General features: G+C 62.9%; 11 protein-coding genes and 1 pseudogene. 6 read left to right on the forward strand and 6 right to left on the reverse strand.

Going from position 1 to position 14,529, the window contains the following annotated elements:
- The first annotated feature begins 18 nt into the window (after positions 1-18).
- Together F8N82_RS25505 and F8N82_RS25510 are read left to right on the forward strand one after the other, a co-directional pair.
- Positions 19-963, forward strand: coding sequence for a LysR substrate-binding domain-containing protein (locus tag F8N82_RS25505; protein WP_038998058.1), 945 nt, complete (start codon positions 19-21; stop codon positions 961-963).
- A 155-nt stretch (positions 964-1,118) separates the two neighbouring features.
- Positions 1,119-3,098, forward strand: a complete 1,980-nt coding sequence (locus F8N82_RS25510; RefSeq protein WP_038998059.1) for a methyl-accepting chemotaxis protein — start codon at positions 1,119-1,121, stop codon at positions 3,096-3,098.
- Between the two features lie 68 nt (positions 3,099-3,166).
- On the opposite strand, the gene hglS is transcribed toward F8N82_RS25510, so the two are convergent.
- Together hglS and F8N82_RS25520 are read right to left on the reverse strand one after the other, a co-directional pair.
- Complete coding sequence (hglS, locus tag F8N82_RS25515; protein WP_038998060.1) at positions 3,167-4,564, reverse strand: 2-oxoadipate dioxygenase/decarboxylase HglS; 1,398 nt, start codon at positions 4,562-4,564, stop codon at positions 3,167-3,169.
- Positions 4,565-4,659: 95 nt separating this feature from the next.
- Positions 4,660-5,556, reverse strand: a complete 897-nt coding sequence (locus tag F8N82_RS25520; protein ID WP_038998061.1) for a LysR family transcriptional regulator — start codon at positions 5,554-5,556, stop codon at positions 4,660-4,662.
- Between the two features lie 135 nt (positions 5,557-5,691).
- Between F8N82_RS25520 and F8N82_RS25525 the strand changes: the two genes are divergently transcribed.
- Together F8N82_RS25525 and F8N82_RS25530 are read left to right on the forward strand one after the other, a co-directional pair.
- Complete coding sequence (locus tag F8N82_RS25525; protein ID WP_095162537.1) at positions 5,692-7,182, forward strand: L-piperidine-6-carboxylate dehydrogenase; 1,491 nt, start codon at positions 5,692-5,694, stop codon at positions 7,180-7,182.
- Positions 7,183-7,286: 104 nt separating this feature from the next.
- Positions 7,287-8,573: an L-pipecolate oxidase gene (locus tag F8N82_RS25530; protein WP_038998064.1), complete on the forward strand. Its 1,287-nt coding sequence runs from the start codon at positions 7,287-7,289 to the stop codon at positions 8,571-8,573.
- A gap of 3 nt (positions 8,574-8,576) precedes the next feature.
- Here F8N82_RS25530 and F8N82_RS25535 read toward each other — a convergent pair whose 3' ends face one another.
- The 4 genes and pseudogenes from F8N82_RS25535 to F8N82_RS25550 all read right to left on the reverse strand — a co-directional run bounded on the left by F8N82_RS25535 (position 8,577) and on the right by F8N82_RS25550 (position 12,104).
- Positions 8,577-10,007: a mechanosensitive ion channel family protein gene (locus F8N82_RS25535; RefSeq protein WP_038998065.1), complete on the reverse strand. Its 1,431-nt coding sequence runs from the start codon at positions 10,005-10,007 to the stop codon at positions 8,577-8,579.
- Positions 10,008-10,062: 55 nt separating this feature from the next.
- A complete protein-coding gene (locus F8N82_RS25540; protein ID WP_038998066.1) occupies positions 10,063-11,556 on the reverse strand; it encodes a YifB family Mg chelatase-like AAA ATPase in 1,494 nt (497 codons plus the stop codon).
- A 151-nt stretch (positions 11,557-11,707) separates the two neighbouring features.
- Positions 11,708-11,818 (reverse strand): annotated as a pseudogene (locus F8N82_RS25545) (gamma-glutamylcyclotransferase); the annotation flags it as partial.
- 22 nt (positions 11,819-11,840) lie between these two features.
- Positions 11,841-12,104, reverse strand: coding sequence for an accessory factor UbiK family protein (locus tag F8N82_RS25550; RefSeq protein WP_038998067.1), 264 nt, complete (start codon positions 12,102-12,104; stop codon positions 11,841-11,843).
- A gap of 329 nt (positions 12,105-12,433) precedes the next feature.
- On the opposite strand from F8N82_RS25550, the gene glnK reads away from it, so the two are divergent.
- Entirely contained in the window at positions 12,434-12,772 is a 339-nt protein-coding gene (gene glnK, locus F8N82_RS25555) for a P-II family nitrogen regulator (protein WP_002555808.1), read from the forward strand.
- Between the two features lie 41 nt (positions 12,773-12,813).
- Positions 12,814-14,145: an ammonium transporter gene (locus tag F8N82_RS25560; protein WP_038998068.1), complete on the forward strand. Its 1,332-nt coding sequence runs from the start codon at positions 12,814-12,816 to the stop codon at positions 14,143-14,145.
- Positions 14,146-14,529: the final 384 nt, after the last annotated feature.

The following is a 14,529-nucleotide window of genomic DNA, read 5'->3' on the forward strand; positions in this document are numbered from 1 at the left end:
AACCTGGAGCCCGTCGTCATGTCTCGCCGTTTACCGCCTTTGTACGCATTGCGGGCTTTCGAAGCGGCCGCCCGGCACAGTTCGTTCACCTGTGCCGCAGATGAGTTATCGATAACCCAGAGTGCGGTCAGCCGGCACATTCGCACCCTCGAAGAACACTTCGCCTGCCGTTTATTCGTGCGCAATGGCCGCAGCCTGCAGCTCAGCGAAGCGGCGCGTTTGCTCTTGCCGGGGGTTCGCGAAGGCTTTGCCGCGCTGGAGCGGGCCTGCAACACCTTGCGCAGCGAAGACGACATCCTGCGCATGAAGGCCCCGTCGACCCTGACCATGCGCTGGCTGCTGGCGCGCCTGAGCCGCTTTCGCCACCTGCAGCCGGGCAACGAGGTGCAACTGACCAGCGCTTGGATGGATGTCGATCATGTCGATTTCAACCACGAGCCTTTCGACTGTGCGGTGTTGCTCAGCGACGGTCACTTTCCGCCGGATTGGGAGGTCAAGCGGCTGTTCTCCGAGCTGCTGATCCCGGTCGGTGCGCCGGAGCTGCTCAAGGAAGGCGCCTGGGACGAGCGGCGCCTGGCCGGCGTCGAGCTGCTGCATCCGACCCCCGACAAACGCGACTGGCGCAGCTGGCTGGCGCGCATGGACCTTACCGACAAGGTTTCACTCAAGGGTGGCCAGGTGTTCGACACCCTGGAGCTGGGCATGATTGCTGCCGCCCGGGGCTACGGTGTGTCCATGGGCGACTTGCTGATGGTTGCCGAGGATGTAGCCCAGGGCCGGCTCAGCCTGCCGTGGCCGACAGCAGTGGCCAGTGGCCTGGACTACTACCTGGTCTGGCCCAGAACCCGCCCCGGTGGCGAACGGCTGCGGCGCTTGAGCGACTTTCTGCAAGGCGAGGCAGATTCCATGGACCTGCCCAAGGTGGAAATACTGGGCTTATCAGCGCCAATCGGAACCAGTTGAACGTTTGCGCGGGATAACCCTGCTGCACACTCAAGTATTACCGCGCGCCGCCGAAGCAGAGGCATCAGAGCCACGCCTAGAGGGTTCGATTCCCGTATCGATGCGGGCGGTCAGCGTGATCAGGACGATCCCGGCCCCTCTTGCCAGGAGCTTCCATGTCTCAACCCCGTGCCCGGATTGCCTCGCAACTCGGTATCGCCCTCGCCATCGTGCTGGCTGTGGTGATTACCGGTAGCACCCTGTTTGCCCTGCGCTCGCTGGACAACGCCAACCTGATTACCCGCCAGGAACACCTGGCCAGCGAAGCGCGACTGCTCGCCGATCAGCTCGACACCTTTCACAGCACCTTGCGCGAAAGCACTCAGCGCCTGAGTGGCCTGTTCGAGAAGCGCTTCGCCGCCGGATTGCAGCTGTATCCAGGCGAGTCGGTGACGGTTGCCGGGGTTTCCACACCCGCGTTGTATCTGGGCGATCAGTTGCTCAACAACGACTTTCGCCAGGTGGATGATTTCCGCCAGATGACCGCGGGCGTCGCCACCTTGTTCGTACGCCGCGGCGACGATTTCATCCGTATCAGCACCTCGCTGACCAAACAGGACGGTAGCCGCGCCATCGGCACGCTGCTCGACCGCCAGCACCCGGCCTACGCCCGCTTGCTCGCCGGTCAAGCCTATGTCGGCCGGGCCAACCTGTTCGAACGCGACTACATGACCCAGTACACCCCGGTGCGTGACGGCAGCGGACGGGTGATTGCAGTGCTGTTCGTCGGCTTCGACTACACCGATGCGCAAAAGGCCCAGTTCGCCAACCTCGGGCGCTTTCGCATCGGCCAGACTGGCTCACTGGCCGTGCTCGACGACAAGCAGCGCTGGCTGGTGCCACCGGCAGGTGTGCGCGCGGACAGCCAGGCAGCGCAGGCGCTTGCCGGGTTTACCGCGGGCGAAGGGCGCTTCTGGAATGACGGCGTCGAAGAGCTGTTCAGCGTCAGCGTGCCGTTTGCCGGCGGGCCCTGGACAGTAGTGGCGAGCATGCCGAAGGCGGAAATCCGCGCGGTGACCTGGAGCGTCGGCACCCGTTTGGCCATCGGCAGCTTGCTGGCGATGTTGCTGGCGGTCGCCGCCACCCTGTGGCTGTTGCGCCGCCGTCTGCGTCCCTTGGGCGATCTCTTGCAGCAGGCGCAGGCCCTTGGCGCCGGTGACCTGCAGGCACGCTTGCGGGTATCGAGCGATGACGAGATCGGCCAGCTGGCGCACAGCTTCAACCAGATGGGCGAAGCCCTGGCGAGCATGGTCGAGCACATTCGCGCAGCGGCAGAGCAGGTCAGCAGCCGCGCTCAGGCATTGTCAGGGATGTCCTCCGGGGCCTGTGAGGGGATGCAGCAGCAGTCAGGCGAAATCACCAGCATGGCCGGTGCCGTCGAGCAGTTCAGCGCCACCTCGATGAACATCGCCGACAACATGGGCAGCACCGAGCGCATGGCTCAGGACAACGTCCAGCAAACCCGCATTGGCCGCGACGCGATGGACCAGGCGTCGTCGTCCCTGGAGCAGATTGCCAGTGCCCTGGCCGGCACCGCTGAAGTGATCGACACCCTCGGTCTGCGCTCCCAGGAAATTGGCGGTATCGTCGGCGTGATCACCTCGATTGCCGAGCAGACCAACCTGCTGGCCTTGAACGCTGCCATTGAAGCGGCGCGAGCCGGGGAACAGGGGCGGGGCTTTGCCGTGGTTGCCGATGAGGTGCGTAACCTGGCCTCGCGTACCCGTCAGGCTACCGATGAAATCTCGACCATGATTGGCAGCATCCAGCAGGAAGCCGGCAACGCCATCAGCACCATGGAGCAGGGCAATCGCCTGATGCAGGAAGGCCTGGAGCGCAATGCCAAGGTTGCTGCGGCGCTGGCGCAGATTGATGAGCGCAGCCGCTCGGCGGGGGAACAGTTTGCCGCCATTACCACGGCAACCCAGGAGCAGAGCAGCACGGCGAATGTGCTTAGCCGCAACCTGCAAAGCATTGCCCTGGCCAACAGCGAGCAGCATGAGGTGGCGACTAACCTGGCGGCTACTGCGCGTGAGCTTGAGGGGTTGGCGGGGCAGTTGCGGCAGGAAGTGGATCGATTTCGGGTTGGGCGGTGACGCCATCGCGGGTCAAGCCCGCTCCCACAGACCTTTGTAGGAGCGGGGTTTGACCCGCGATGAGGGCTTCAAAGCCCAGGCATATCCAGCGCCTGCGCACAGGCCATCAGCGACCGCCGCTCACTCTCGGCATACAACGCCAACTCATCCTGCACCGGCTTGCCCAGCGCCTGTTCGAAGGCGTCGCGGTTGGCGTTGCTGCCGTACTCGCTCTGCGCATCATCACCCAGGTTCGACTGGAAGATTCCCGCCGCACTTACCGGCAGAAAGTCCTCGTACACCAGGGCCTCAAAGTGGATATGCCCGGCGTCGATCAAAGCCTGCAGTGTAGTCGGCTGCTGAGCATCGCCGCGGGCTGCCAGGCCACGCTCGGTGGCAAAGTAGCGGAAGTACGCCAGCGCCTGCTCGCGCATCTGCGCCAGGTCATCGGGGAAGGCCTTGAAGCTGTCGCTGAGCAGGCTCATGTAGCGCTCGGCATTGGCCTCGGCCGGCACACCACCTAGCGCCGCGCGGGCGCCATCGAGCAGTCGGTCGTAAAGCTCGCGGCCCTTCGGCGTCAGCGCCGCACCCCGTTGTTCGATCTCGCCAAAGCGCGCGGTATGGCTGCCGCTGCCTTCCCCGAGCTGATCAGTGAACGCGACCTTTTCCTGCAGCGCCTTGAAGCTGGTCTGACGCAGCAGTATCGGGCAGCGGCGCGGTGGCGGCCCTTCGATAACGGCTTTGGGCGGAATGCCTTTGGCCGGCATGCCCAGCTGGATGGCATCGATGTCCAGAGTGCGTGGGGTCAGGTGATTGATGTGCGGGCCTTTGAAGGCCACCACATCGGCAATCAGGCGGTGCTGGTCGTGCAATTGCTGGTACTGCTCGGCGGTCACCGTGGCATCTCGGTGCCAACGGAAGGTATGCAGGGCTTCGTCGACGAACGCTTGGGCATCGTCGGCATTCAGGCCGCCATCACGCTCAAATTGCTCGATCAACTGCAGGGCGCGCGGGGTGAAAATCTGCCGCCGGGCAAGAATCTCGCGCGACAGTTCACGCAGCGCCGGGTTGTCGATCAGTTCCAGGCGCAGCAAGGAGGTGAAGACCCGGAACGGGCTGATGTGCAGCGATTGCTCGTGAACGGCGCGAAAGGCGGTGGAATGCACCGGCACGCCGGCTGAGCTCAAGTCGTAATAGCCCACCGGCTGCATGCCCATTACCGCGAACAGGCGGCCGATGGTCGCCAGCTCTTCGGCAGTGCCGACACGAATGGCGCCGTGGCGTTCCTGGTCGAGGCGCTCGATCTCGCCGGTCCAGCGCAAGGCCTGGGCAACTTCGGGTTGCTCGACCATCACTTGCTGATTGATTTCGCTCACCAGCGACAGCAGCGTGCCGTACAGCGGCACTTCTTGCTTGTACATGAGCGACATGGCGGCCGAGAACTGCGCGCGAATGCTGTCCGGGCTGACGAAATCTTGAGCGGGCATCGAAAGCTTCCTGGTAAGTGGGCACCCTTACATGAAAGCGAGGAATGCAGTACCTGCACAAGCGAAAAAAAGTCGATGCGTCATTCCAAAAATTATCAATCTTGCCCGGCCAGCTCGGCACGAATCCAGTCGACCAGCGCACGCACCTTCGGCACCTCGGCGGCATGCTCGGAAAACGCCAGAAAATGCGCACCATTGCTGCGCATGCTGTGCTGCCAGGGCACGACCAGTTTGCCTTCGGCCAGTTCCTGGGCCACCAGGTAACGCGGTACCAGGGCCACGCCGCAGCCGGACTGGGCAGCACTGAGGCTCATATAGAAGGTGTCGAAGCGTGGCCCGTGATAGCTATGGGCCGAGTGCAGGCCTTGCTCCAGGAACCACTCATGCCAGGCCTCCGGGCGCGAGGTGCTTTGCAGCAGCACCAACTCGGCGAGTTCACTGGCGTCCTTGAGGGTGCGCCCTTGCAACAGCTCTGGCGCGCACACCGGCAGCACTTCCTCACCAAACAGCTCGATGCAGGTCGCGCCTGGCCAGGTGCCCTGGCCAAAGAAGAACACCACGTCGGCGGTCGCCTGCAACAGGGCGAAGGGTTCCATTTCGTTGCGGATGTCCAGGTGGATGTTCGGGTGCTGCTTGCCGAAGCCCTTGAGGTGCGGAATCAGCCAGCGCACGCCAAAGCTCGGCTGAGTGGCTACCTTGAGTACTTCGGTCTGTTCGCCGTAGGACATGATGTAGCGGCTGGACATATCGACCTGGGTGAGAATCTTGTTGACCTCGGCCAGGTACAGCGCGCCAGCTGGGGTCAGCTGCAGGCGTCGACGGATGCGCAGGAACAGGTGATGGCGCAGCATCTCTTCAAGCTGGGCCACCTGCTTGCTGACTGCGCTCTGGGTCAGGTGCAGCTCTTCGGCGGCGCGGGTGAAGCTCAGGTGCCGGGCGGCAGCTTCGAAACACTGCAGGGCGGCCATCGATGGCACCAGACGTTTGGACATAGCGGTCTCTAAGCCAGTAGATCATTACCTGGCGGAATGATATGCAGAATAAAGGTCGTTTGTTGCGCCAGAGTGATCGGATTAATACTGATCCCTATCACTATTTCAACCACTCATCGCATGCAGGAGAAGAAAATGGTTGATGGACTGCTTGACCGCCTCGGTGTCCCGGCCACTGCCTACACCCACGGCAACCATCCCGTTCACACCCCTATCGATGGCAGCGCGATTGCCTCGGTGCACCTGGAAAGCAAAGCCCAGGTGACTGCCAAGATCGATCAGGCCGAAAAAGCTTTCCAGGCCTGGCGCAACGTCCCGGCCCCGCGCCGCGGTGAGTTGATCCGCCTGTTCGGCGAAGTACTGCGTAAATACAAGGCCGAGCTCGGCGAGCTGGTATCGATCGAAGCCGGCAAGATCACCCAGGAAGGCCAGGGCGAAGTGCAGGAAATGATCGACATCTGCGACTTCGCGGTCGGCCTGTCGCGTCAGCTGTATGGCCTGACCATCGCCTCCGAGCGCCCGGGCCACCACATGCGTGAAACCTGGCACCCGCTGGGTGTGGTCGGTGTCATCAGCGCGTTCAACTTCCCCGTTGCGGTCTGGGCCTGGAACACCACCCTGGCGCTGGTCTGCGGTAACGCCGTGGTGTGGAAGCCGTCGGAGAAGACCCCGCTGACCGCGTTGGCCTGCCAGGCCCTGTTCGAAAAAGCCCTGAAGGCCTTTGGTGATGCGCCAGAAGGCCTGAGCCAACTGATCATCGGTGATCGTGACGCCGGCCAAGCTCTGGTCGACGACCCGCGCGTGCCGCTGGTCAGCGCTACCGGCAGCACCCGCATGGGCCGTGAAGTCGGCCCGCGTGTGGCCGCACGTTTCGGTCGCAGCATCCTGGAGCTGGGTGGCAACAACGCGATGATTCTTGCGCCTAGTGCCGACCTGGATCTGGCCGTGCGCGGCATCTTGTTCAGCGCCGTCGGCACCGCTGGCCAGCGCTGTACTACCTTGCGCCGGCTGATTGTTCATCGTTCGATCAAGGACGAAGTGGTTGCCCGGGTCAAAGCCGCGTACGCCAAAGTGCGTATTGGTGATCCACGTAAAGACAACCTGGTTGGCCCGCTGATCGACAAGGCTTCGTTCGAAGGCATGCAGGATGCCCTGGCGCGCGCCCGTGATGAAGGCGGTCAGGTGTTTGGCGGCGAGCGGCAGATCCAGGACCAGTACCCGAATGCCTACTACGTGGCCCCGGCCATCGTCGAGATGCCAGGCCAGAGCGCCGTGGTTCGTCATGAAACCTTCGCACCGATTCTGTACGTGCTGGCCTACGACGAATTTGAAGAAGCCCTGCGCCTGAACAACGAAGTCCCGCAAGGCTTGTCCTCGTGCATCTTCACCACCGACCTGCGCGAAGCCGAGCGCTTCCAGAGCGCGGCGGGCAGTGACTGCGGGATTGCCAACGTCAACATCGGCACCAGCGGTGCGGAGATTGGCGGGGCGTTTGGCGGTGAGAAGGAAACCGGCGGTGGCCGTGAGTCGGGCTCGGATTCGTGGAAGGCCTACATGCGTCGGCAGACCAATACCGTGAACTATTCCCGCGAGCTGCCGTTGGCGCAGGGGATTGTGTTCGATTGACGGGCCCTATCGCGGGGCAAGCCCGCTCCTACACCAATCGGTGTAGGAGCGGGCTTGCCCGCGATAAGAACACCACCGCACAAGAATAAAACAGGAAGCCGGCCATGCCAGAACTGCGTCAACAATGCCTCTGGGAGCACGTCACCCAGCCCGCCGCGTCATCCCGTGTGCTGAGCGCCGAGCTCAAGGCCGATGTGTGCATCATCGGCGGCGGCATCACTGGCTTGTCGGCAGCCATCCACCTGCTCGAACAGGGCAAGACGGTGATCCTGCTCGAAGCCTGGAAAATCGGCCACGGTGGCTCCGGGCGCAACGTTGGCCTGGTCAACGCTGGCACCTGGATTCGCCCGGATGACGTCGAAGCGACCCTGGGCCAGAAGCAAGGCAGCCGCCTGAACAAGGTGCTGGGCGAGGCGCCGGGCGAGGTCTTCGCCACCATCGAGCGCCTGGGTATCGACTGCCAGGCGCACAACACCGGCACCCTGCACATGGCCCACAACGCCACTGGCGTCGCCGATCTCGAAGCCCGTCACCAGCAATGGAGCCGGCGCGGCGCCGATGTCGAGCTGCTGACCGGGGCAAAGTGCGAAGAATATTGCGGTACCAACAAGATTTCCGCCGCGTTGCTCGATCGCCGCGCTGGCACCATCAATCCCATGGGTTATACACAGGGCCTGGCTGCTGCGGTCGAGCGCCTGGGCGGGCAGATTTTCCAGCAGTCCGCTGTGCAAGGCCTGGAGCGTGAGGGCAGCAGCTGGCGGGTGAAAACCGCCCAGGGTTCGGTCAGCGCCGACAAGGTGGTGATCTCCACCGGCGCCTACACCGAGGGCGACTGGACCAACCTGCAACGCCAGTTCTTCCGTGGTTACTACTATCAGGTCGCTTCAGTGCCCCTGCAAGGCGCCGCTGCCGACAACGTGCTCAAGCACGGTCAGGGTTCGTGGGATACGCGCACGGTGCTCAGCAGCATTCGTCGCGATGACGAAGGGCGTCTGTTGCTCGGCAGCCTCGGGCGGGTCGACAACAAGCCGGCCTGGTTCATCCGCAGTTGGGCCGACCGCATCCAGAACCACTACTTCCCGCAACTGGGCAAGGTCGAGTGGGAAATGCACTGGACCGGCTGCATCGACTTCACCCCGGACCACCTGATGCGTCTGTTTGAACCTGCGCCGGGCATCGTCGCCGTCACCGGCTACAACGGTCGCGGCAACACCACCGGCACGGTAATCGGCAAAGCCTTCGCCCAGTATCTGCTGTGCGATAACCCGGATGCCCTGCCGATCCCGTTCTCGGCGATGAAGCCGGTGTCGGCGCCGGCGCTGCGTACCGGCTTCTACGAAACCGGGTTCTCGCTGTATCACGCCGGGCAGTGCTTGCGCGTGGTGCTCTGACGGCTACTTGTGCAGCCAGCTGAGAAAGCCGCCTTTCTTGATGGCTGCGGGCTTTTGCTCCAGCAGTGACTGGCGGGTTTGCAGGCGGATGCGTTGCAGCTTGATCAGCGCGGTCTTGACCTCTGTGCGTTGCTCCAGGCAACTGCGTACTTCGTCCTTGTCGATGCGGTAGAGGATGCAGCTGGTCAAGGTGCGGAACTCGGCAGTCGAATCATCCGCTTCGAGCAAGCCTTCTACCCCCAGCACCTCACCCGGGCCCATACGCCCGGCTTCGAGCTGCTTGTCGCCATCCCGAATGCTGACCGACACCACCCCGGTGCCAATCACCAGCAGATAGTCCGAACTGTCGCCGACGCCGAGGATCACCTGGTCGGCCAGGTATTCCACGGCGGTCATGCGCTGGCTGAGGTTGTCCTTCTCCTCGTTGCTGAGCGAACGGAAGATCCGCACGTCTTCGATCAGGGCGCGCTGACGGTTCCACATCTGGCCTGGCTGGGTCTCGCTGTTCCACACCACACCGGCTGCTTCCAGGTGGCGGTGGGCGAGGTCGAACATATGGTTGCGCACCTCGGTCTTCTGGCTCATGGCACTGACAAAACCGCTGGCCTCGTATTCCACCGACTCCAGGCTAGAGCTTTTGATCGTCGCTTTCGGCGCCGGTGTAGTCAGCAAGGTACGCGTGCCCTGCAGGGTTTTTTCCAGCGCATCGAGCACCCGTCGCGGGCGCACCTTGGCCGGCACCACGACAGCGATGGCGACGCCGTGCACATCGCTGGGCTGGCTGAAATTGAGCAGCTTGGCCTTGGCCGCCACCGAGTTGGGAATCACCGCCATGCTGCCGTTGCCGGTGAGCAGGCGGGTGGCGCGCCAGTCGATCTCGATGACCTTGCCTTCGGTGCCGTCGATGCTGATCGAGTCGCCGATCTGATAGGGGCGGGTGGTGTTCAGCACAATGCCGGAGAACACATCGCTGAGTGTGCTCTGCAGCGCCAGGCCGATGACGATCGCCATTACCCCGGAGGTTGCCAGCAGGCCCTTGACCGGCAGCTGCAGCACATAGGCCGCTGCGGCCACAATGGCCACCAGGAAGATCACCGCCCCCAGTACATCCTGCAGCAAGCGCCCGGTGTGACCGCTACGGGCCACCAGCACCAAGCCAATCACCACCGTCGCGGTACGCGCCGCAAACAGCCACCAGGCAATCCCAAGCACCGTAGCGAGCAAGTTGCGCGGTACATCCTCGACCCAGGGCGCAGGTTGTAGCGGGCTGACCCCGGCGCTGATCAGCACCCAGGTGAACAGCGAGAACACTAGCATCCGTGCGCCAATACGCCATGGGCGGCGGTTGGCAGGTATGAGCTGCCAGAGCGTGAGGTCGAGCACGATCAGGGTGATGCCGAGCAACAGCGGGTAACTCTGGACGAATGCGAACATACCGGTCTCGGTGCGGTGGGCTGTTGCCAAGTTAAGAGCAGAATGCGGGCAATTACTACTGGTTGCTCGGGCGATAGTGCAGCGCTTCAGCCAGGTGCCCGCGGCCGATATTCTCGGCCTGTTCCAGATCGGCCAAGGTGCGCGCCACCTTGAGCAGGCGATGGGCTGCGCGCAAGGACAGAGTCAGGCGTTCGCAGGCGCTTTCCAGCCAGTTCTGGTCGGCTGTGGATAACCCGCAATACTGGCGCAGACCGGGCAGGTCGAGGAAGGCGTTGGCACAGCCCTGGCGCTGTTGCTGGATGTTGCGGGCGGCGGCGACTTGTGCGGCGATGGTGGCGCTGCTTTCTCCGTGGCTGCTGTTGGTGGAGAGCGCCGTGGCTTCGCGGGCGACGGTCAGGTGCAGGTCTATGCGGTCGAGCAGAGGGCCGGAAAGTTTGTTGCGGTAGCGCTGGATCTGTTCGCTGCTGCAGCGACAGCGTCCGGTGGGGTCGCCGAGATATCCACAGGGGCAGGGGTTCATGGCGGCGACCAGCTGGAAACGGGCCGGGAAGCGGATTTTGTCCTTGGCCCGGGCAATGACGATTTCACCGGATTCCAGCGGTTCGCGCAGCACTTCCAGTACGCGCCGCTCGAACTCCGGCAGTTCATCAAGGAACAGTACGCCATGATGAGCCAGGGTTATTTCCCCGGGTTGTGGTCGGCTGCCACCGCCGACCAGCGCGGCCCCTGATGCAGAGTGATGCGGATGACGAAACGGCCGCTGTGGCCAGCTGCTCAGCGGCACGTGGCTGGCCACCGACTGGATCGCCGCCACTTCCAGCGCCTCGCGTTCATCCAGCGGCGGCAGCAGGCCGGGCAAGCGGCTGGCAAGCAGGGTTTTGCCGGTGCCCGGAGGGCCGCTGAACAGCAGGTTGTGTGCGCCTGCGGCGGCGACCAGCAGTGCGCGTTTGGCGGCTTGCTGCCCCTGCACTTCGTTGAGGTCGGGGTAGGGGCGAATCTGCAGCAACAGGCCGTTGGCAGCGTAGGGCTTGAGCGGAGTCTGGCCATTGAAGTGGGCGACCAGTTCCAGCAAGTGACTCACTGCAAACACTACCAATCCTGAGGCCAGACAAGCTTCCTCGGCATTCTCCTGAGGTACCACCAAAGCCCGGCCGGCTTCCCGCGCAGCCAAGGCCGCGGGCAGTACGCCTTGCACCGAGCGGATCGCCCCGGACAGCGCCAGTTCGCCCAGGCATTCCACCTCGCCAAGCGCTGCAATCGGGAATTGGCCGTTGGCGGCGAGAATCCCCAGGGCGATGGCCAGGTCGAAGCGTCCGCCGTCCTTGGGTAAATCCGCGGGAGCAAGGTTGAGGGTGATGCGCCGGGCGGGGAATTCCAGGCCGGAATTGAGGATCGCACTGCGCACCCGATCCTTGCTTTCTTTCACGGTCGCTTCCGGCAGGCCAACCAGGGTCAGCGCCGGCAGACCATTGGCCAGATGCGCTTCAACACTGACCGCCGGGGCCGAAACACCGACCTGGGCACGGCTGTGGACAAGGGCGAGGGACATGAACGCTCCATGATCTAGACGAGGCCGCGTCCTGCGGCTCTGCAAGCGTAGTGGGGTGGAGCGGATCGGGGCGGGGAAGAGTGAGTCAGGTTTTTACAGAAGAGTTTTTGCGAGCGCTTTGCTGGCAAGGGCAGCCAGCCACGTCATGAACTCAGACGCGCACGTAAACCCAGGCCGGCAGACCAGAGGCCTGGGGCTCCGCGACCCGCTTGTAGTCGGCCACTTCATAGGCATCCGCCGCGGCAAGTCCGGCTTCGCTGACAGCAGATGGCGTCATCACAGATTTACTGTGCAGCAGGTGGGTTCAAGCGTGCTTCCATCTCCGCGACTTTGGCTTCGAGCGCCTCAAGGCGGGCGCGGGTGCGAGCCAGGACGACCATCTGGCTGTCGAATTCTTCCCGGCTGACCAGCTCGAGTTTGCTGAAGCCGCTTTGCAGCAGGGCTTTGAACTGGCTTTCGATTTCGCTGCGAGGCTGCGAGGTGTCGCCGCTGAACAGGCGCGAGGCCTGGTCGCTCAGGGCATCAAGAAAGGCTTTGGGCGCGAGCATGTTCGGCTGTCCACAGTATGCAATGGGGCGCCAGTGTAACACGCAGTATTAGTGCCCCAATGCTGCACGCTTTTCGCGCATGGCGGCGAAACGCCGCGCACCGTTGTTGTGCAGCAAACCTGTGCTGGCGACTGGCCAAGTCGGGCTGTGCAACCTAAGTCCCTGTAATCCGGGGCTTTAACCATTCTGGCAAGGTTTCTGCTATGTCCTTCATGACCCATGCACTGATGCAGTCACCATGACGACGCGTTACAAAGCCAGGCACTGCGCTTAGACTTGAGTCGGGTTTGTTTTCCTGGGGCAAGTCCACCAATTCGGGAGAGAGTTTCATGAAGCTAGTCACTGCCATCATCAAGCCGTTCAAGTTGGACGACGTGCGCGAGTCGCTGTCCGAAATCGGCGTGCAGGGCATCACTGTCACTGAAGTCAAAGGTTTCGGCCGGCAGAAAGGTCACACCGAGCTGTATCGCGGCGCTGAATATGTGGTCGATTTCCTGCCCAAGGTGAAGATCGACGTCGCCATCGACGACAAGGATCTGGACCGGGTCATCGAGGCGATCACCAAGGCGGCCAACACCGGCAAGATCGGTGACGGCAAGATTTTCGTGGTCAATCTGGAGCAGGCGATTCGCATCCGTACCGGCGAAACCGATACCGACGCGATCTAAAAAAAGCCTCACCAAACCCCAACGCCCCAGGAGATAACAATATGACTCTGCGTCAGTTCGCAGGGCTAGGAGCCCTTTTGTCCCTCGTAATGCCCGGCCTGGCCATGGCAGAGGAGGCAGCCCCCGTGCTCAACTCCGGCGACACCGCCTGGATGTTGACCGCCACAGCCCTGGTGCTGTTCATGACCATCCCAGGTCTTGCCCTGTTCTACGGCGGCATGGTGCGTTCCAAGAACGTGCTGTCGGTGATGATGCAGTGCTTTGCGATCACCGGCCTGATCAGCGTTCTGTGGGTGGTTTACGGCTATAGCCTGGCATTCGATACCACCGGTATGGAGCAAGGCGTAGTCAACTTCAATTCCTTCGTTGGCGGTCTGTCCAAGGCGTTTCTCGCCGGCGTGACCCCGGCGAGCCTGACTTCTTCGGCGGCGCTGTTCCCTGAAGCGGTATTCATCACCTTCCAGATGACCTTCGCGATCATCACCCCGGCGCTGATCGTCGGTGCCTTTGCCGAGCGCATGAAGTTCTCGGCGATGCTGATCTTCATGGCCATCTGGTTCACCCTGGTCTACGCGCCTATCGCCCATATGGTCTGGAGCGGTAACGGCGGCCTGATGTGGGACTGGGGCGTGCTCGACTTCGCCGGTGGCACCGTGGTGCACATCAACGCCGGTATCGCCGGCCTGGTTGCCTGCCTCGTGCTGGGCAAGCGCAAAGGCTTCCCGACCACGCCGATGGCGCCGCACAACCTCGGTTACACCCTGATGGGCGCAGCCATGCTGTGGATCGGCTGGTTCGGCTTCAACGCAGGCTCTGCCGCTGCGGCCAACGGCACCGCCGGCATGGCCATGCTGGTGACCCAGATCGCTACCGCCGCAGCGGCCCTGGGCTGGATGTTCGCTGAATGGCTGACCCATGGTAAGCCCAGCGCACTGGGCATCGCCTCAGGCGTGGTAGCCGGCCTTGTGGCCATTACCCCGGCTGCCGGCACCGTCGGGCCGATGGGCGCCCTGGTGATCGGCCTGGTGGCGGGCGTGATCTGCTACTTCTGCGCCACCAGCCTCAAGCGCAAGCTCGGCTACGACGACTCCCTGGATGCCTTTGGCGTGCACGGCATCGGCGGTATCGTCGGTGCGATCCTCACCGGCGTGTTCGCAGCCCCGGCCCTGGGCGGCTTCGGCACCGTAGAAGACATCGGCGCTCAAGTCTGGGTTCAGGCCAAGGGCGTCGGCTTTACCGTGATCTACACCGCGATCGTCACCTACGTGATTCTCAAGGTGCTGGATCTGGTCATGGGCCTGCGGGTCAACGAAGAAGAAGAGTCGGTCGGTCTCGACCTGGCGCAACACAACGAGCGTGGCTACAACCTGTAACTGCCTCGAAAAAAACTTGCCCGGCTTGCCGGGCATTTTTTTGCCCGGATTTTGTCCGTTCGGTATGGCGCAAACGGTTTCCAGGCGAGCTTTTCTGGCTGCGTGTGCCATGGGTAGAAAACTTACAGCGTTCAGTGAAATTTAGGCACTTTGCTTTTTCTCTGAGCACGCTAGAATGCGCGCCGAAGGGTGCTGACGAGCTGTCCGCAAACTTCCATACCCTTTGCTAGGCTTGCCAATAAGCGAGTCGATCAGGCCAGGGTATGTCGGCGCGTTAACGCGCCCGCTCTTTATTTGTACAGACCTCGCCCGTGACGTGGGGTTTGCCCGGTTCTCGCCATTCGTTGTGGCGCAACCACGGCCTGCGGCCAGTCCGCGGACCTT

Origin of the sequence: Pseudomonas fluorescens, assembly GCF_902497775.2 — a bacterium.
Classification (GTDB): Bacteria; Pseudomonadota; Gammaproteobacteria; order Pseudomonadales; family Pseudomonadaceae; genus Aquipseudomonas; species Aquipseudomonas putida_F.